The sequence below is a fragment of the Enterobacter sp. CC120223-11 genome (assembly GCF_900215375.1).
Taxonomy (GTDB): Bacteria; Pseudomonadota; Gammaproteobacteria; order Enterobacterales; family Enterobacteriaceae; genus Scandinavium.
Window position 1 is genome coordinate 58,054 of sequence record NZ_OBEF01000016.1, and the last position, 17,422, is coordinate 75,475.

24 protein-coding genes are annotated in these 17,422 nt (G+C 54.5%); 10 read left to right on the forward strand and 14 right to left on the reverse strand.

Features of this window, described 5'->3' with window-relative positions; all coding sequences use genetic code 11:
- Positions 1 to 18 precede the first annotated feature (18 nt).
- Complete coding sequence (gene argF, locus CRO87_RS17305; protein ID WP_097164173.1) at positions 19 to 1,023, reverse strand: ornithine carbamoyltransferase; 1,005 nt, start codon at positions 1,021 to 1,023, stop codon at positions 19 to 21.
- A 162-nt stretch (positions 1,024 to 1,185) separates the two neighbouring features.
- Here argF and rraB point away from each other — a divergent pair, with 162 nt between their 5' ends.
- Together rraB and miaE are read left to right on the forward strand one after the other, a co-directional pair.
- Complete coding sequence (gene rraB / locus CRO87_RS17310) at positions 1,186 to 1,611, forward strand: ribonuclease E inhibitor RraB (RefSeq protein WP_097164174.1); 426 nt, start codon at positions 1,186 to 1,188, stop codon at positions 1,609 to 1,611.
- A 61-nt stretch (positions 1,612 to 1,672) separates the two neighbouring features.
- A complete protein-coding gene (miaE, locus tag CRO87_RS17315) occupies positions 1,673 to 2,434 on the forward strand; it encodes a tRNA isopentenyl-2-thiomethyl-A-37 hydroxylase MiaE (protein WP_097164175.1) in 762 nt (253 codons plus the stop codon).
- Between the two features lie 32 nt (positions 2,435 to 2,466).
- Here miaE and npr read toward each other — a convergent pair whose 3' ends face one another.
- Genes npr through CRO87_RS17370 form a run of 11 tightly spaced genes read right to left on the reverse strand, consistent with a single transcriptional unit; the run spans position 2,467 to position 10,357 of the window.
- Positions 2,467 to 2,739: a PTS phosphocarrier protein NPr gene (gene npr / locus CRO87_RS17320; RefSeq protein ID WP_097164176.1), complete on the reverse strand. Its 273-nt coding sequence runs from the start codon at positions 2,737 to 2,739 to the stop codon at positions 2,467 to 2,469.
- On the reverse strand, positions 2,736 to 3,590 hold the full coding sequence (gene rapZ, locus CRO87_RS17325) for an RNase adapter RapZ (protein ID WP_097164177.1): 855 nt from the start codon (positions 3,588 to 3,590) through the stop codon (positions 2,736 to 2,738). Before rapZ ends, npr begins: the two co-directional genes overlap by 4 nt.
- Before the next feature lie 33 nt (positions 3,591 to 3,623).
- A complete protein-coding gene (gene ptsN / locus CRO87_RS17330; protein ID WP_097164178.1) occupies positions 3,624 to 4,115 on the reverse strand; it encodes a PTS IIA-like nitrogen regulatory protein PtsN in 492 nt (163 codons plus the stop codon).
- Positions 4,116 to 4,172: 57 nt separating this feature from the next.
- The gene (gene hpf, locus CRO87_RS17335) at positions 4,173 to 4,460 is read right to left on the reverse strand and encodes a ribosome hibernation promoting factor (RefSeq protein ID WP_097164179.1); all 288 of its coding nucleotides are present in this window, start codon (positions 4,458 to 4,460) and stop codon (positions 4,173 to 4,175) included.
- A 22-nt stretch (positions 4,461 to 4,482) separates the two neighbouring features.
- On the reverse strand, positions 4,483 to 5,916 hold the full coding sequence (gene rpoN / locus CRO87_RS17340; protein WP_097164180.1) for an RNA polymerase factor sigma-54: 1,434 nt from the start codon (positions 5,914 to 5,916) through the stop codon (positions 4,483 to 4,485).
- A 48-nt stretch (positions 5,917 to 5,964) separates the two neighbouring features.
- Positions 5,965 to 6,690 (reverse strand): LPS export ABC transporter ATP-binding protein, encoded by a 726-nt coding sequence (gene lptB, locus CRO87_RS17345; protein ID WP_097164181.1) that lies wholly within the window; start codon positions 6,688 to 6,690, stop codon positions 5,965 to 5,967.
- Between the two features lie 6 nt (positions 6,691 to 6,696).
- A complete protein-coding gene (gene lptA, locus CRO87_RS17350; RefSeq protein ID WP_097164182.1) occupies positions 6,697 to 7,257 on the reverse strand; it encodes a lipopolysaccharide ABC transporter substrate-binding protein LptA in 561 nt (186 codons plus the stop codon).
- Positions 7,238 to 7,801: an LPS export ABC transporter periplasmic protein LptC gene (gene lptC, locus CRO87_RS17355; RefSeq protein ID WP_097164183.1), complete on the reverse strand. Its 564-nt coding sequence runs from the start codon at positions 7,799 to 7,801 to the stop codon at positions 7,238 to 7,240. Before lptC ends, lptA begins: the two co-directional genes overlap by 20 nt.
- Complete coding sequence (gene kdsC / locus CRO87_RS17360) at positions 7,798 to 8,364, reverse strand: 3-deoxy-manno-octulosonate-8-phosphatase KdsC (RefSeq protein WP_097164184.1); 567 nt, start codon at positions 8,362 to 8,364, stop codon at positions 7,798 to 7,800. The genes lptC and kdsC overlap by 4 nt, the downstream gene beginning before the upstream one ends.
- A 14-nt stretch (positions 8,365 to 8,378) precedes the next feature.
- On the reverse strand, positions 8,379 to 9,365 hold the full coding sequence (kdsD, locus tag CRO87_RS17365) for an arabinose-5-phosphate isomerase KdsD (RefSeq protein WP_097164185.1): 987 nt from the start codon (positions 9,363 to 9,365) through the stop codon (positions 8,379 to 8,381).
- 14 nt (positions 9,366 to 9,379) lie between these two features.
- Entirely contained in the window at positions 9,380 to 10,357 is a 978-nt protein-coding gene (locus CRO87_RS17370; protein ID WP_097164186.1) for a calcium/sodium antiporter, read from the reverse strand.
- 208 nt (positions 10,358 to 10,565) lie between these two features.
- Between CRO87_RS17370 and mlaF the strand changes: the two genes are divergently transcribed.
- From mlaF to murA, 7 genes are all read left to right on the forward strand, one after another.
- Positions 10,566 to 11,378: a phospholipid ABC transporter ATP-binding protein MlaF gene (mlaF, locus tag CRO87_RS17375; RefSeq protein ID WP_097164187.1), complete on the forward strand. Its 813-nt coding sequence runs from the start codon at positions 10,566 to 10,568 to the stop codon at positions 11,376 to 11,378.
- A gap of 7 nt (positions 11,379 to 11,385) precedes the next feature.
- Positions 11,386 to 12,168 (forward strand): lipid asymmetry maintenance ABC transporter permease subunit MlaE, encoded by a 783-nt coding sequence (mlaE, locus tag CRO87_RS17380; RefSeq protein ID WP_097164188.1) that lies wholly within the window; start codon positions 11,386 to 11,388, stop codon positions 12,166 to 12,168.
- 4 nt (positions 12,169 to 12,172) lie between these two features.
- Positions 12,173 to 12,724, forward strand: a complete 552-nt coding sequence (gene mlaD, locus CRO87_RS17385) for an outer membrane lipid asymmetry maintenance protein MlaD (RefSeq protein ID WP_097164189.1) — start codon at positions 12,173 to 12,175, stop codon at positions 12,722 to 12,724.
- A 17-nt stretch (positions 12,725 to 12,741) separates the two neighbouring features.
- Positions 12,742 to 13,377 carry a phospholipid-binding protein MlaC gene (mlaC, locus tag CRO87_RS17390; RefSeq protein ID WP_097164190.1) on the forward strand — a complete coding sequence of 212 codons (636 nt, stop codon included), beginning with the start codon at positions 12,742 to 12,744 and terminating at the stop codon, positions 13,375 to 13,377.
- The gene (mlaB, locus tag CRO87_RS17395) at positions 13,377 to 13,667 is read left to right on the forward strand and encodes a lipid asymmetry maintenance protein MlaB (RefSeq protein ID WP_097164191.1); all 291 of its coding nucleotides are present in this window, start codon (positions 13,377 to 13,379) and stop codon (positions 13,665 to 13,667) included. The genes mlaC and mlaB overlap by 1 nt, the downstream gene beginning before the upstream one ends.
- A 124-nt stretch (positions 13,668 to 13,791) precedes the next feature.
- Positions 13,792 to 14,046 carry a BolA family iron metabolism protein IbaG gene (gene ibaG / locus CRO87_RS17400; protein ID WP_097164192.1) on the forward strand — a complete coding sequence of 85 codons (255 nt, stop codon included), beginning with the start codon at positions 13,792 to 13,794 and terminating at the stop codon, positions 14,044 to 14,046.
- Positions 14,047 to 14,097: 51 nt separating this feature from the next.
- A complete protein-coding gene (gene murA / locus CRO87_RS17405; protein ID WP_097164193.1) occupies positions 14,098 to 15,357 on the forward strand; it encodes a UDP-N-acetylglucosamine 1-carboxyvinyltransferase in 1,260 nt (419 codons plus the stop codon).
- 57 nt (positions 15,358 to 15,414) lie between these two features.
- Here murA and sfsB read toward each other — a convergent pair whose 3' ends face one another.
- Both sfsB and ispB read right to left on the reverse strand, forming a co-directional pair.
- Entirely contained in the window at positions 15,415 to 15,684 is a 270-nt protein-coding gene (gene sfsB / locus CRO87_RS17410) for a DNA-binding transcriptional regulator SfsB (protein ID WP_097164194.1), read from the reverse strand.
- Between the two features lie 178 nt (positions 15,685 to 15,862).
- Positions 15,863 to 16,834: an octaprenyl diphosphate synthase gene (ispB, locus tag CRO87_RS17415; RefSeq protein ID WP_097164195.1), complete on the reverse strand. Its 972-nt coding sequence runs from the start codon at positions 16,832 to 16,834 to the stop codon at positions 15,863 to 15,865.
- 257 nt (positions 16,835 to 17,091) lie between these two features.
- Between ispB and rplU the strand changes: the two genes are divergently transcribed.
- Positions 17,092 to 17,403: a 50S ribosomal protein L21 gene (gene rplU / locus CRO87_RS17420; RefSeq protein ID WP_000271401.1), complete on the forward strand. Its 312-nt coding sequence runs from the start codon at positions 17,092 to 17,094 to the stop codon at positions 17,401 to 17,403.
- The last annotated feature ends 19 nt before the right edge of the window (positions 17,404 to 17,422 follow it).

Genomic DNA, 17,422 nt, shown 5'->3' on the forward strand with positions numbered 1-17,422 from the left:
AGGGGCTGGCAGGACGCATTACTTCGCCAGCGTCGCGACCATCACCGCTTTAATGGTGTGCATCCGGTTTTCAGCCTGATCGAACACGATGCTGGCTGCGGATTCAAACACTTCGTCCGTCACCTCCATCCCGCCGTGCAGACCATACTCTTGAGCCATTTGCTTACCGAGCGTGGTTTGATCGTCATGGAATGCGGGCAGGCAGTGCAGGAACTTCACCTGCGGATTTTCCGTCAACGCCAGCATCTTTTTATTCACCTGATAGTCACGCAGCAGGGCGATACGCTCGGCCCATTTCGCTTTGTCTTCGCCCATGGATACCCATACGTCGGTGTAGATAAAGTCTGCGCCTTTTACGCCCGCGGCGATATCTTCGGTAAGCGTAATGTCGCCACCGTTTTTCTGCGCCAGCGCTTTGCATTCCGCCACCAGGCTCGCTTCCGGCCAGCAGCTTTTTGGTGCCACCAGGCGTAAATCCAGCCCCGTCAGCGCAGCGGCTTCCAGCATAGAGTTGCCCATGTTGTTACGCGCATCGCCTGCATAGACCAGCGTCATCTCGTTGAAGGCTTTTCCCGGCAGATGTTCCTGCATGGTGAGCAAATCGGCCAGCAACTGCGTCGGGTGGAACTCGTTGGTCAGACCGTTCCACACCGGCACGCCCGCAAACTGCGCCAGCGTTTCGACAATTTCCTGGCCGTGGCCGCGATACTGAATGCCGTCATACATGCGGCCCAGCACGCGGGCGGTATCCTTGATGGATTCTTTATGGCCAATCTGGCTGCCGCTTGGACCGAGATAAGTGACGCGTGCGCCCTGATCGAATGCGGCAACTTCGAAAGAGCATCGGGTGCGGGTCGAGTCTTTTTCGAAGATGAGCGCGATATTTTTGCCGGTCAGTTTTGGCACTTCGTTGCCGCTTTTTTTGTCAGCCTTCAGCTGCGCCGACAGCGTGAGCAGATGAGTCAGTTGGGCAGGGGTAAAGTCGAGTAATTTCAAAAAATGCTTCTGGTATAACGCAGACATCTTTCCCTCTCATGGCTTAAGCCACTTATTGAATTAAAATTCAATTTATATGTATGAATATTCATTTGCAACCCTGATTCACAAATCTTTGTCGGAAAGGTGGAGGCAATGACTGCGGTGTGTGAAAATAGAAGTATCTGCCGACATGATGAGGAACGAGCAATGGCAAACCCGGAACACCTGGAAGAGCAGCGTGAAGAGACGCGTCTGATTATTGAAGAGTTACTGGATGATGGCAGCGATCCGGACGCGCTCTACACCATCGAGCACCATTTCTCTGCGGACGATTTCGACACGCTGGAAAAAGTGGCGGTAGAGGTCTTCAAGCTGGGTTACGAAGTGACCGAGCCGGAAGAGCTGGAAGTCGAAGAGGGCGGCGAGGTGGTCATCTGCTGCGACGCCCTGAGCGAATGTGCGCTGAACCCGGAACTTATCGACGCACAGGTTGAACAGCTGATGAACCTGGCCGAGAAGTTCGGCGTGGAGTACGACGGCTGGGGCACCTACTTCGAAGATCCGAACGGTGAAGGCGAAGAGGGCGATGACGAAGATTACGTTGATGAAGACGACGACGGCGTTCGCCACTAAGTGATGATCGGTGCGGTGGCTTTCGCTGCCGCACGCTTTTCTGAGAGACCGCGCAAGACAAATGGATTACCCGCAACTCCTCGCACCCGTTTTAACCTTCCTCCAGTGCCCGACGCCACAGGCGTGGATCGACAAAGCCCGTTCCCCCGAACATCTGCCCCTGCTGCTGACGGATCATCTGATTTGCGAGCTGAAAGCTGCGCAAACCGCGATGCTGCTGGTGCGTAAATACGTCGCTGATAAAGCCGGGGCCGATGCGCTGCTGGCGTGGCTACAGCCGTATGAAGCCTTTGCCTTTCGCGGTGGCCCGGAGCCGGATTTTGTCGCCCTGCAAAAGCAGATTGGCAAAAGCGCGATGCCGCAGACCGACGATCCCTGGGGCCGCCAGCTTATCGACAGCATGGTATTGCTGATTAAAGAGGAGCTGCATCACTTCTGGCAGGTGCGGGAGATCATGCTGATGCGTGAGATCCCGTATGTGAAAATCACTGCAAGCCGCTATGCCAAAGGGATGCTTAAAGAAGTTCGCACGCACGAACCGCTGACGCTTATCGATAAGCTGATTTGTGGGGCATATATTGAGGCGCGCTCCTGCGAGCGATTTGCCGCGCTGGCGCCGTATCTGGACGAGCCTTTGCAGAAGTTTTACCTGTCGCTGCTGCGCTCCGAAGCGCGGCACTATCAGGATTATTTGGCGCTCGCTCAGCAGGTTTCCGACACAGATATCACGCCAAGGGTGCGCTTCTTTGGTGAAGTGGAGGCTGCACTGATTTCGACCCCGGATGCGGAGTTTCGCTTCCACAGCGGGGTGCCAATGCCTTGAGGGGATTGAGTGTGAGGTGAGGAGGGGCTGATTCAGTCCTCGTCGAACCCGGCATTAAACAGCGCAATCACCGCCGCCAGGGCTTCTTCTTCCTGCGGGCCGCTGGCTTCAATCTCAATCTGTCGGCCTTTGGCTGAGTCCAGCATCAGCAGTGCGATAACGCTACTTGCCTCGGCTTCCGTGCCTTCGTCATTGCGCAAAAGCACTTCCGCATCGAAAGTCTGAACCAGTTCGAACAGCTTCATCGCCGGGCGGGCGTGCATGCCCAGCTTATTGGTAATCTCAACGGTGTGCTTTACGCTCATGTTTTACGTTTTTCCAGCGTCCGGTGACGAGACTGAACGTTCTTACCGCGTGAGCGGAAGTAGTCAGCCAGCTGTTCGGCAATGTATACCGAACGATGTTTACCGCCGGTGCAGCCAATCGCGACCGTCAGGTAGCTGCGATTGTTGGTTTCCAGCATAGGTAACCATAGCTCAAGATAGCTGCGCGTCTGGTAGATAAAATTGTGTACTTCTGTGTGCCTGTCGAGGAACGCTGCCACGGGTTTATCGAGGCCGGTCATCGGGCGCAGCTTCGGGTCCCAGTGCGGGTTTGGCAGGAAACGTACGTCAAAGACGTAATCGGCGTCGATCGGGATCCCGTGCTTAAATCCGAAGGATTCAAACACCATCGTCAGCTCGCGTTCACGTTTACCCAGCAGGCGCGTGCGCAACATTTCCGCCAGTTCATGCACGGACATTTCAGAGGTGTCGACGATCAGATCCGCCCGCGAGCGCAGCGGCTCCAGCAGATCGCTTTCCTGATCGATGGCGCTTTCCAGGGAGAGATTTTTACTGGAAAGCGGATGCAGACGGCGAGTGTCGCTGTAGCGACGAATCAGCGTGTTACGGTCGGCATCAAGGAACAGCAACTGCGGAGAGAAGTTGTCGGGCAGGTTTTCCATTGCCTGTTCGAAAATCTCCGGGGACTCCGGCATATTTCGCACATCAATGCTGACCGCCGCCGATATTTGCCGATCCGCGAGGCTCTTGGCGAGCTCCGGCAGCAGCACAACCGGCAGGTTATCCACGCAGTAAAAGCCCATATCTTCCAGGGCACGCAGAGCCACAGATTTCCCTGAGCCCGAGCGACCGCTGACGATCATCAGTACCATCAGTTGTTTCTCCTTACGACAACCGGGTTACTCTCAGGCTTCTTCATCGCCGCTCTCTTCCCCGGTGATGATCTCATACAGTTCCTGGTCACTTTGCGCGCTGCGCAGGCGGCGGCAGATGGTTTTGTCTGCCAGACGTTTGGCGACCAGCGACAGAGTATGCAAATGCGTTTTGGTCTGATCGGCGGGCACTAACAGCGCGAACAGCAGATCAACCGGCTGATTATCAATCGCGTCAAAGGCAATCGGCGTTTCGAGCTTTACAAACACACCGACGGCGCGCAGCGTATCTTCTTCGAGCTTACCGTGCGGAATGGCAATGCCGTTACCGATGCCGGTACTGCCCATTTTTTCACGGGTCAGGATAGCTTCAAACACGACCTGCGGCGGCAGGCTTAGCTGTTTTGCCGCCAGCTCGCTGATGATTTCCAGCGCGCGTTTTTTACTCTGGCAGTGAACGCCACTGCGGGTACATTCCTGGTTAAGGACATTGCTCAGTTGCAGAGCGGAATCGTTGTTCATCATAAATTCACCTGCGTGCCGCCTGGCCCGAAACGCCGGGTCAGGCGTACGCCCGGACGATTAGTGTTGTTTTAGTTTGTCTTTATGCTTGGTTAGCTGTCTTGCCAGCTTATCGATAAGACCATCTATTGCGGCATACATATCCTGCCCTTCCGCACTGGCATGAATTTCGCCCCCGTTAACATGCAGGGTGGCATCCGAGATATGAGTCACCTTTTCCACTTTTAACACAATATAGACCTGATTGATCCGTTCGAAAAACTGTTCGAGCTTGGCGAATTTGGTGTTCACAAACTCGCGCAGTGCGTCAGTGATTTCGACATTGTGTCCTGTGATATTGAGCTGCATAGTGTCTTCCTTATCGGTTGTGTCAGACCAGCTGTTTACGCTGGTTCGACGGCGGAATGGATAAAGACTCTCGGTACTTTGCAACGGTGCGGCGTGCCACCATGATACCCTGTTCGGACAGCATGGTGGTTAGCTTACTGTCACTCAGTGGTTTCGCGGGATTTTCCGCGGCAATTAACTTCTTCACCAGGGCGCGAATCGCCGTCGACGAGGCTTCGCCACCGCCTTCGGTATTCACATGGCTGGAGAAGAAATACTTAAGCTCAAAAATGCCCCGTGGGCTGTGAAGATACTTCTGCGTGGTAACACGCGAGATGGTTGATTCATGCATCTCGACGGCCTGAGCGATATCCGCCAGCACCATCGGTTTCATAAATTCTTCGCCCTGCTCAAAGAAGGCCTGCTGCTGTTCAACGATGCAGCGGCTGACCCGCAGCAGCGTGTCATTGCGGCTCTCCAGGCTTTTAATCAGCCATTTGGCTTCCTGCAGGTTGCTACGAATAAACTGGCTGTCGGCGTCGTTACGCGTCGTGTTGCACATTCCGGCGTAGTGCTGGTTGATTTGCAGACGCGGGATGCTGTCTGAGTTCAGTTCCACCACCCAGCGGTTGCTGACTTTGCGCACCAGCACATCCGGGATCACATACTCAGGCTCACCGGTCTGAATTGACTGACCCGGGCGCGGGTCCAGAGACTGGATCAGCGTCACGGCTTCTTTCAGCACGTCTTCCTTCAGGCGAGTGACGCGCATCAGCGTACGGAAATCGTGATTTGCCAGCAGATCGAGATGATCGCTGATAATCGTTTTGGCCTCGGTCAGCCACGGTGTGTCTTTGGCGAACTGAGAAAGCTGGATCAGCAGGCAGTCGCGCAGATCTTTTGCCGCCACGCCGATCGGATCGAAGCGCTGGATCCGTTTCAGAACGGCCTCAACCTCGTCAAGATCGAGATCTTCGTTGCCAATGCTTTCGAGGATCTCTTCGACGGAAGTGGTGAGATAGCCTGTCTCATCAACCGCGTCCACGATCGAGGTGGCAATGGCGCGATCGGTATCGGAAAACGGCGTCAGGCCGACCTGCCACATCAGGTAATCCTGCAGCGACTGCGTCGTTTCGCCCTGATAAACCGGCAGCTCGTCGTCCTGATAATCCGTACCCGTGCCGGATGGTGTACCCGCGGTGTAAATCTCATCCCAGCTGGCATCGAGCGGCAGTTCGTCGGGCATCTCTTTTTGTTCGAGCGCATCGACGGTATCAAAAGCTTCGTTGTCCGCTTCTTCCTGTGAGTCGATTTCCTCGTGAAGATCGGTTTGCTCAAGCAGGGGATTACTCTCCAGCGCTTGCTGGAGTTCCTGTTGCAGCTCAAGCGTTGAAAGCTGCAACAGACGAATGGCCTGTTGCAGTTGCGGCGTCATGGCGAGCTGTTGGCTGAGCCTTAATTGCAAACCTTGCTTCATAATCAGGGCAAATTTCTCCTGCCAGAAATATCTGTACTCACTACCCTATCAGAGTCTGAAGTCTTCCCCAAGATACACACGCTTAACATGCTCGTCTTGCAGGATTTCTTCCGGCGTGCCGTGGGCAATCAGATGCCCCTGGCTCACGATATAAGCACGCTCACAGACCGCTAACGTTTCACGCACGTTATGGTCGGTGATGAGCACGCCGAGGCCGCTATCACGCAGGTGTTCGATAATGCGTTTAATGTCGATGACCGAAATGGGGTCTACGCCCGCAAAGGGTTCATCGAGCAGAATAAATTTAGGATTTGCCGCAAGCGCACGGGCGATCTCCACGCGGCGGCGTTCACCGCCTGACAGCGCCTGACCGAGGCTGTCGCGCAGATGTTCGATGTGAAACTCTTCCATCAGCTCATTGGCACGATCGACGCGCTGCTCGTTGCTCAAATCATCACGAATTTGCAGGACTGCCATCAGGTTATCGAACACGCTCAGGCGACGGAAAATGGAGGCTTCCTGCGGCAGATATCCAATACCGCGACGAGCGCGGGCGTGCAGCGGCAGCAGGCTGATATCTTCGTCATCAATAATAATATTGCCCGCGTCACGGGAAACAATGCCCACCACCATGTAGAAAGTCGTGGTTTTACCGGCACCGTTCGGGCCCAGCAGGCCAACAATCTCGCCTGAATTCACCGTCAGGCTAACGTCTTCAACAACCCGACGTCCCTTATAGGCTTTCGCCAGATTCTTTGCAGTTAAAGTAGCCATAACGTCTTAGTTACTCTTCTTAGGCTGAGCTGGCGCAGGGGCGTTGCCGCTTTTATCCTGCAGCTGCGAAGGCACCAGAACCGTCGTCACGCGCTTGCCCTTTTCGCTAAACGCCTGCATTTTTTGCTCTTTCACCAGATAGGTTATCTTGTCGCCAGTAATGTTGCTGTCCAGCTGCTCCAGATAGGCTTTGCCGGTCAGCACTACAAGGTCATTGGCGACTTCGTAATGCATTTTCGACGCATGACCTTTCACTGGTTTCCCGTTGTCCTGCATCTGATAGAAGGTCGCTGGATTGCCGTAGCCGTCCATCGTCTCTTTCCCTTTCTCGCCAGCAGGGCGAGTCACGACGACTTTATCGGCGTTGATTTTGATGGTGCCCTGGGTGACAACGACGTTGCCGGTGAAGGTGGCGACGTTGCCCTGCATGTCCAGAGACTGCTGATCGGATTCAATGTGAATCGGCTGATCGGTATCGCCCGTCAAGGCCAGCGCAGGCAGGCTGGCGGCCAGCAAAGCGCTGGCAAGGGCAAACTTAAAGCTGAATTTATTTTTTCTGAATTTCATAAGAGGTTCTCACCTTTTCAATCAGCTCGGCGTTTTTGCTGCGTAAATTGCCGCGCATTTTGAGGCCGCTGGAATTAAATGTTGTACCGTACAAAGTCACCAGATCGTCGGAGCTTACATCCTGGGTAACCAAATTCACGATGGCGTTGTCTGTCGTGACTTTGCGAAGCTGTGAGTCATCCGTCAGCGCGTTAATCTCAACGTGTCCATAAAGATACAGCATACGATCATTCGTCAGTTTGGCTTTATCGGCCTTAATGGACCATGTCGGGACTTTATTGACATCGAATGTGGTCAGCACGGGTCGGGTGAACCAGGAGATTGCCTGGTCAGAAAAATATTCGACGTGCTCGGCAATTAACCGATAGTTAAGTGCACCTTCCGGGCTGTAAACCACGGTATCAGTATGTTCACTTTTGTACATCGGCTCGTTGTTGTTAACGACCTTCGGGGCCGTCTCGTCTTTGTCGACCAGATTGAAACCAATCAGCACCAGCGCCAGCAGTGATAGCAGGATGATAACCCAACGTCTGGTTTTACTCATATTGATTGCCCTTTGGCTTCATCCAGTTTGCCCTGAGCCAGCAGCAACAAATCACACACTTCACGGACGGCACCACGGCCTCCGGCAATGCGCGTGACGTAATCTGCACGCGGCGGAAGCAGTGGATGCGCATCCGCGACGGCGACGCTCAGGCCAACATCGGCCATGACTGGCCAGTCGATGAGATCGTCGCCGACGTAAGCCACCTCGTCCGGACGCAGGGACAGCGTATCCAGAAGCTCGCGGTACGCGATAAGCTTATCGGACTGTCCTTGCCACAGATGGGTGATCCCAAGCGTTTTGCAGCGGTCTTCTACCAGTTTAGCTTTTCGTCCGGTGATGATTGCAACTTCTATACCTGACGTCAGCGCGCAGCGAATGCCGTAGCCATCGCGTACGTTGAAGGCCTTCAATTCTTCGCCGTTGTTGCCCATGTAAATCAGTCCGTCAGACAACACGCCGTCGACATCGAGGATCAACAGGCGAATATTTTCCGCCTTCTCCATGACTCGCGAGCTAACCGGTCCATAGCAGGTCGTCACCGACGCGCCAGCATTACTCATTGTTTTTTCCTTACTTACACTACGCCTGCGCGCAGCAGATCATGCATATGTATCACACCCAGCAGATGGTCGCCATCGGCAACCATAACGCAGGTGATATGGCGGGACTGCATCAGGTTCAGCGCGTCTACGGCCAAAATACCCGGACGAACACGCACGCCACCGCGGGTCATGACCTCGGCGATGCTGAGATTGCGGACATCGACGCCCATATCGAACACCCGACGCAGGTCGCCGTCAGTAAATATGCCTTCGATTTTCATTTCATCGTCGCAGATAACCGTCATGCCGAGGTTTTTGCGGGTGATTTCAAGCAGCGCGTCGCGCAGAGTCGCATCCGGACTGATGTGCGGAATTTCATCGCCGGTGTGCATGATATCATTTACGCGCAGCAGCAGTTTGCGGCCCAGCGCTCCGCCTGGATGCGAGAGTGCGAAATCTTCTGCGGTGAATCCGCGCGCTTTTAGCAGGGCGACGGCGAGTGCATCTCCCATCACCAGCGCCGCGGTGGTGCTGGAGGTTGGCGCCAGGCCAAGCGGGCAGGCTTCTTTTGGCACGCTGACGCACAGATGAATATCCGCGGCTTTCGCCATACTGCTTTCCGGACGGCTGGTCACACAGATGAGCGGCACCTGAAGACGTTTGAGGACCGGGATCAGCGCCAGAACTTCGTTGGATTCGCCAGAGTTAGAGAGCGCGATCACGACATCCTGCGGTGAAACCATACCGAGGTCGCCGTGGGCGGCTTCACCAGGGTGAACAAAGAACGACGGTGTGCCGGTACTGGCAAATGTTGCGGCCATCTTCCGGCCAATGTGCCCGGATTTTCCCATGCCCATCACCACGACTTTTCCGCCGCAGTAAGCGATTTTCTCACAGGCGAGGATGAAATCCTGATTGATGTACTGATCGAGCTGGGCCAGACCTTCACGTTCAATTTCCAGCACCTCAAGGCCTGCCTGCTGAAAGTCAAAATCCGGCTGCAAATCTATTTGCGACATAATGTTATCCCGATTCACTCTGTGAAAAATGGCGTGCCCCACCAAAGGAACGCCAGCCAAACAAGAAAGCACCCGATCAGCAATGCCCCTGCGCCTCTGCCTATTTGCGGTTTTCGGCTCCAGCAGAGCAGGGCGAAAATCACGCTGACTAACACCATCACGCCGTAATCACGGCTGAATGCCAGTGGATTGAATGGGCCAGGCGCAATCAGCGCCGGAACCCCCATCACGATGGCAATGTTGAAAATGTTGGACCCGATGATATTGCCAATGGCGATATCGTCTTCGCCTTTCCGTGCGCCCGCGATGGCGGTGGCAAGCTCTGGCAGGCTGGTGCCAATCGCAATTACCGTCAAACCAATGGTCAGTTCGCTCATGGCGAAGTAGTTCGCCAGCACAGTGGCGTTATCCACAACCATACGCGTTGCCATCGGCATAATAATGAGCGCCACGCCGAGCCACAAACAGGCGACCGGCAGCGTACCATCACGGGGCAGTTCCGCCAGCTGATCGCGCGTCAGGCTGTCGTTACCCTGACGCTCCGCGAGGCGCGCAATCTTAACAATATACAGCAGCCACAGCACGGCGAGTGCGAACAAAAAGACGCCATTCGGCCGGGTTAGCTGACCATCATACAGAACAAAGCCTGCCAGCAGGCTCACGACTAACATTAGCGGCAATTCCCGACGCAGGATATCGGAATGGACAGTAAATGAGTGCAGCAGCGCGCCCAGTCCGAGGATCAGCAAAATGTTGACGATGTTGGAGCCAATCGCGGTGCCGATGGCGAGATCGATTTGTCCATGAACCGAGGCGGTGACGGACACGATAATCTCCGGAAGTGACGTGCCGACACTGACGATAGTCATCCCTATAATCAGTGGCGGAATATTCATACTGCGGCAAAGAATCGATGCGGCAAAAACCAGACGATCGGCACTGTAGACCACCAGAAGTAAACCAATTATTAACAGAGCCGTCGCTAAAAGCATCTAAAGTCCTTTCTTCAGGTATAATCGCCAGCCGCTTTGCTCCGATTGCAGGGCACAGACGATTTCTTAATTTTGACTTTATGCGTTGAAAAAGTAAAACAAATGCCTGCTTTCGCTAACCGTGACAGGTAAGATTCTGTAAAAATGATGGGTTAATAGCGTGATAACACGCCATGCTTAACCTCTAGAGGTTTTCCAGGGACAACCTATGAACCAGACACTGGATAATTTAGTCGATGTGCGCGGGGTCAGCTTTACGCGTGGAACCCGATGTATCTTTGACAACATCTCGCTGTCGGTACCTCGCGGTAAAATCACAGCCATCATGGGACCGTCAGGGATCGGCAAGACCACGCTGCTGCGATTGATCGGCGGTCAAATTCCGCCTGACAGCGGCGAAATCCTTTTTGACGGCGAAAATGTGCCCGCCATGTCGCGCTCGCGTTTGTACGCGGTGCGTAAGCGCATGAGCATGCTGTTTCAGTCTGGCGCGCTGTTTACTGACATGAACGTTTTCGACAACGTGGCCTATCCGCTGCGCGAGCACACCCGTTTACCCGCCCCGTTGCTGAAAAGCACCGTCATGATGAAGCTGGAGGCGGTGGGTTTACGCGGGGCTGCTAAACTGATGCCTTCTGAACTTTCCGGCGGGATGGCGCGCCGTGCCGCCCTGGCCCGCGCCATTGCGCTGGAGCCCGATCTCATCATGTTTGATGAGCCTTTCGTAGGGCAGGACCCGATCACTATGGGTGTGCTGGTGAAGCTGATTTCTGAGCTGAACAGTGCGCTGGGCGTGACCTGCGTTGTGGTGTCCCACGATGTGCCTGAAGTGCTGAGCATCGCCGATTACGCTTACATTGTGGCGGACAGAAAAATTGTTGCTCACGGCAGTGCGCAGTCGCTACAGGAAAACAGCGATCCGCGCGTGCGCCAGTTCCTTGATGGCATCGCCGATGGCCCGGTGCCATTCCGCTACCCGGCAGGGGACTACCATCAAGATCTACTCGGAACAGGGAGTTAAGTTACTCATGCTGTTAAATGCACTGGCTGCGCTCGGGCATCGGGGGATTAAGACGCTCTCGACCTTTGGCCGCGCCGGGTTAATGTTATTCAATGCGGTCGTCGGCAAACCGGAGTTCCGTAAACAGGCACCTCTACTCATGCGCCAGCTTTATAACGTTGGCGTTCTGTCGATGCTTATCATCCTGGTGTCGGGCGTGTTTATTGGCATGGTGCTTGGGCTGCAAGGCTATCTTGTTCTGACCACCTACAGCGCAGAAACCAGCCTCGGCATGCTGGTCGCTTTATCGCTGCTGCGTGAACTGGGACCGGTTGTGGCAGCGCTTCTGTTCGCTGGCCGTGCTGGCTCTGCGCTGACCGCTGAAATTGGCCTGATGCGCGCGACGGAGCAGCTGTCGAGCATGGAAATGATGGCGGTCGATCCGCTTCGCCGCGTCATTGCGCCGCGCTTCTGGGCTGGCGTCATTTCATTGCCTCTGCTGACCATTATTTTTGTCGCCGTCGGCATCTGGGGTGGCTCGCTGGTCGGCGTGAGCTGGAAAGGTATCGACGCAGGTTTCTTCTGGTCAGCGATGCAAAACGCCGTCGACTGGCGAATGGACCTGGTGAACTGCGTCATTAAAAGCGCAGTCTTTGCCATTACGGTGACGTGGATTGCGTTGTTCAATGGTTACGATGCTATCCCCACTTCCGCAGGGATCAGCCGCGCGACGACCCGCACCGTGGTGCATTCGTCGCTGGCGGTACTGGGGCTGGATTTTGTGCTGACTGCACTGATGTTTGGGAATTGAGTTCATGCAATCGAAAAAAAGTGAAATCTGGGTAGGCGTGTTCTTGCTGGTGGCATTTCTGGCCGCGCTCTTTGTTTGCCTAAAAGCGGCAGACGTCACCTCATTTAAAACGACGCCGACCTATCAGGTCTATGCCACCTTCGATAACATCGGCGGCCTGAAAGCGCGCTCACCGGTGCGCATCGGCGGGGTGGTGATTGGTCGCGTGGCGGACATCTCTCTCGATCCGAAAACCTACCTTCCGCGTGTGACGCTGGATATTGAAGAGCAGTACAACCAGATCCCGGACACCAGTTCGCTGGCGATCCGCACTTCCGGCCTGCTGGGTGAGCAATACCTCGCGCTTAACGTCGGTTTTGACGATCCGGAAATGGGCACAGCCATGCTGAAAGAAGGGAGCACGATTCAGGATACGAAATCCGCAATGGTGCTTGAAGACCTGATTGGCCAGTTCCTTTACAACAGTAAAGGCAATGACAATAAGAATTCTGACGATGCGCAAAGCCCGGCGGCGGACCATACTGACGCCACCGCGCCAGCTGCATCGACGCACTAATCTCAGGAGAATGAACCATGTTTAAACGCTTACTTATGGTTGCCATGCTGGTGATTGCCCCGCTGACGGCCGTTCACGCCGCCGACCAGACGAACCCTTACAGCCTGATGAACGAAGCTGCGCAGAAGACCTTCGATCGCCTCAAAAATGAGCAGCCGAAAATTCGTTCGAATCCGGATTATTTGCGTCAGATTGTTGACCAGGAACTGCTGCCGTACGTGCAGGTGAAGTATGCCGGTGCGCTGGTACTGGGCCGATACTATCGCGATGCCACTCCGGCACAGCGTGAAGCCTACTTCGCGGCGTTCCGTGAATACCTGAAACAGGCTTATGGCCAGGCGCTGGCGATGTACCACGGGCAGACTTACCAGATTGCGCCAGAGCAGCCGCTGGGCGACGCGACCATTCTGCCAATCCGCGTAACCATCGTCGATCCTAACGGCCGTCCGCCGGTGCGCCTTGATTTCCAGTGGCGTAAAAACACCCAGACCGGTAACTGGCAGGCGTATGACATGATCGCCGAAGGCATCAGCATGATCACCACCAAGCAAAATGAGTGGAGCGATCTGCTGCGTACCAAAGGGATCGATGGCCTGACCGCACAGCTGCAGTCTATTTCGAAACAGCCGATTACGCTGGAACAGAAAAAATAATGGCCGATGCACTGCGCTGGACGCGTGATAACGGCCGACTGTCGCTTCATGGGGAGCTGGATCAGGATTATCTGACCTCCCTGTGGGAGATACGCGAAGAGGTGACTCAGGGCGTTAATACGATCGACCTGAGTGACATCACCCGCGTGGATACCGCAGGTGTCGCGCTGCTGATGCATCTGGTGGCGCTGATTCGCCAGCGGGGCGGTGCCGTGAGCATCATAGGGAAAAGTGAAAAGATGAACACCCTGGTGCAGCTTTATAATCTTCCGGCCGACCTGATCCCTTAATCGATTCAATGCATTATTCTCAAAAGCCTCAACGTTTTGTGCGTCGGGGCTTTTTGCCTGTTTAAGACCGCGCCACTTTCCACTAAGATGTTGGGCTGTTTTCTCTATCAGATGAAATTACCCCATGGAAAATCATGAAATTCAGACCGTGCTGATGAACGCACTCTCCCTTCAGGAAGTCCACGTCTCTGGCGATGGCAGTCACTTTCAGGTTATTGCCGTGGGCGAACAGTTTGACGGGATGAGCCGGGTGAAGAAGCAGCAGGCCGTCTATGCTCCGCTGATGGAATACATTGCTGATAACCGCATTCATGCCCTGTCGATCAAGGCGTTTACCCCGCAAGAGTGGGCACGCGATCGCAAACTCAACGGTTTTTAAGTAACGGGCCGCCGCCTGTTGCAGAGATAAAATTTAAAAGAGATTCAACGAATGGATAAATTTCGTGTTCAGGGGCCAACGCGTCTCCAGGGCGAGGTGAGCATCTCCGGTGCCAAAAATGCGGCACTGCCGATCCTTTTCGCTGCACTGCTGGCTGAAGAGCCGGTCGAAATTCAGAACGTGCCGATGCTGAAAGACATCGACACCACCATGAAGCTGCTGAGCCAGTTAGGAACCAAAGTGCATCGCAATGGCTCCGTCTGGATCGATGCCAGCGACGTAAACGTCTTCTGCGCGCCGTACGAGCTGGTGAAAACCATGCGTGCATCTATCTGGGCGCTTGGCCCGCTGGTGGCACGTTTTGGGCAGGGTCAGGTTTCTCTGCCGGGCGGCTGCGCTATCGGCGCACGCCCGGTCGATCTGCATATCACCGGCCTTGAGCAACTGGGTGCGAAAATCAAACTGGAAGAAGGCTACGTGAAAGCGTCAGTCGATGGTCGTCTGAAAGGCGCCCATATCGTGATGGATAAAGTGAGCGTAGGCGCCACTGTCACCATCATGAGTGCGGCGACGCTGGCTGCAGGGACCACCATTATTGAGAATGCCGCGCGTGAGCCAGAAATTGTCGATACCGCCAATTTCCTGAACACGCTGGGGGCAAAAATCACCGGCCAGGGCAGCGATCGCATCACGATTGAAGGCGTTGAGCGCCTCGGTGGCGGCGTCTACAGCGTGCTGCCAGACCGTATTGAAACCGGCACCTTCCTGGTGGCCGCAGCCATCTCTGGCGGCAAAATCGTTTGTCGTAACGCGCAACCCGATACGCTGGATGCCGTACTGGCCAAGCTGCGTGACGCCGGGGCAGACATTGAGGTGGGTGAAGACTGGGTAAGCCTCGATATGCACGGCAACCGTCCAAAAGCGGTGAATGTGCGTACTGCACCGCACCCGGGTTTCCCGACGGACATGCAGGCTCAGTTCACTCTGCTGAACATGGTGGCGGAAGGAACCGGTGTCGTCACTGAAACGATCTTCGAGAACCGTTTCATGCACTTGCCTGAACTGATTCGTATGGGCGCCCGCGCGGAAATCGAAAGCAACACCGCGATTTGCCACGGCGTAGAGAAACTTTCTGGCGCTCAGGTCATGGCGACGGATCTGCGTGCTTCTGCAAGCCTGGTGCTGGCAGGTTGTATTGCTGAAGGGACGACTGTGGTGGAGCGTATCTACCACATCGATCGCGGCTACGAGCGTATTGAAGACAAACTGCGTGGTCTTGGCGCGAGTATCGAACGTATCAAAGGCGAGTAATTTCGCTTTCTGCTCAGGCATCCCCCCGTCAATGCGACGCGGGGATGCTCCTCGGTTTTACTTCTCTTTCGGTGGTCTTCTCTGCTGAGTGCGGTCGATAAATTCATGTGTCAGCGGATCATGATAGCGCGACGGCCAGATAATCCATGGTTCAGTGCCTAATGCGGCAGCAATGATCATTTCGCCTTTCGGCCATGAGCGGGTGAGGGCGTTGGCGAGTGTCGAAGAACTCAGTCCGCTTTTTCGCGATTCGGCCGCCAGTGAGGTCCCTTTTTTACGCAGTCCGGCAATGATATCTGCAGGATGCCAGTCGATAAATTTATCCATACTTTCTCCCTGTTGATAAACAACCCACATCGGTTTTGTGGGTTATCCACTATACCGCCGAAAGTCGTTAAGTTCTAAAAAGTTCAAGTAAGCGGAAGCGATATTCGGAATAAATAAAGACGGTGGAATGCATGAGGGAAGGGGATAGAAACTCTCCCGCGCAGAGCGCGGGAAGAGATTAGCGATCGCGTTGGACAGCAATATGGGCGAGGGCAATGAGCGCTTCACGCCATGGGGTATCAGGCAGAGAATGGAGAGACTGAATGGCTTTATCGGCCTCTTCTTCAGCACGCTGACGCGTCCACTCCAGTGACCCACAGGCGGCCATGGCATCCAGGACGGGTTCAAGTAAGTGTCGGCCATTGCCTTCTTCGATTGCCTGACGAATCATTGCCGCCTGCTCCGGGCTACCGTTGCGCATTGCGTGAAGCAAAGGCAGCGTTGGTTTGCCTTCATTCAAATCATCGCCAACGTTTTTGCCGAGCGTTTCGCCATCAGCGCTGTAATCAAGAAGGTCGTCAATCAGCTGGAATGCGGTGCCAAGATAGCGCCCGTAATCCTGCAGGCCTTTTTCCTGCTCTTGCGAACAACCCGCCAGCATGCCGGAACACTGGGCTGCTGCTTCGAACAGGCGCGCGGTTTTGCTGTAAATCACGCGCATGTAGTTTTCTTCAGTGATGTTCGGATCGTTGACGTTCATCAACTGCAGCACTTCGCCTTCGGCAATAACGTTGACCGCCTCAGACATCACCTCAAGAATGCGCAGTGAGCCCAGGCTTGTCATCATCTGGAAGGCGCGGGTGTAAATAAAATCCCCGACCAGCACGCTGGCCGCATTGCCAAACGCGGCGTTGGCAGTGGCTTTGCCACGACGCATGTCGGACTCGTCCACGACATCGTCGTGCAACAGAGTCGCCGTGTGAATAAATTCGATAAGCGCCGCTATAGAGACGTGAGCGTTTCCTTCATAACCAACCGCACGTGCAGCCAGCACCGCGATCATGGGACGAATGCGTTTTCCCCCTCCGCTGACGATGTAATACCCTAACTGATTGATCAGCTGGACGTCAGAGTTGAGTTGCTCAAGGATTGCCGCATTGACACCCGCCATATCTTGCGCGGTTAACTCATTGATTTTTTCTAAATTCATCGCAAAAGCCGGGCTTAATGTCCTGTTTACCGCTTATCCATAAGGGATAACGAAGAGTCTGGGTTAGAATTGTAGACCTGATTGTACTGAAAAAACGACGCAGATAAACGTCACCGTGTGCGTTGTGTTTTTTTTCTGCATTGATTGATGATGGTACTTGTCAAAGGCTCACGTTTTGCGTAATATTCGCGCCCTATTGTGAATATTTATAGCGCACTCTGAATCACACGAGGATGTGCGCGGAAGCGGAGTTTTATATGTACGCGGTTTTCCAAAGTGGTGGTAAACAACACCGAGTAAGCGAAGGTCAGACCGTTCGCCTGGAAAAGCTGGACATCGCAACTGGCGAAACTGTTGAGTTCGCTGAAGTTCTGATGATCGCAAACGGTGAAGAAGTCAAAATCGGCGTTCCTTTCGTTGATGGCGGCGTAATCAAAGCTGAAGTTGTTGCTCACGGTCGTGGCGAGAAAGTTAAAATCGTTAAGTTTCGTCGTCGTAAACACTACCGTAAGCAGCAGGGCCATCGTCAGTGGTTCACTGATGTGAAAATTACTGGCATCAGCGCCTAAGACCTGAGGAGAGATTTAA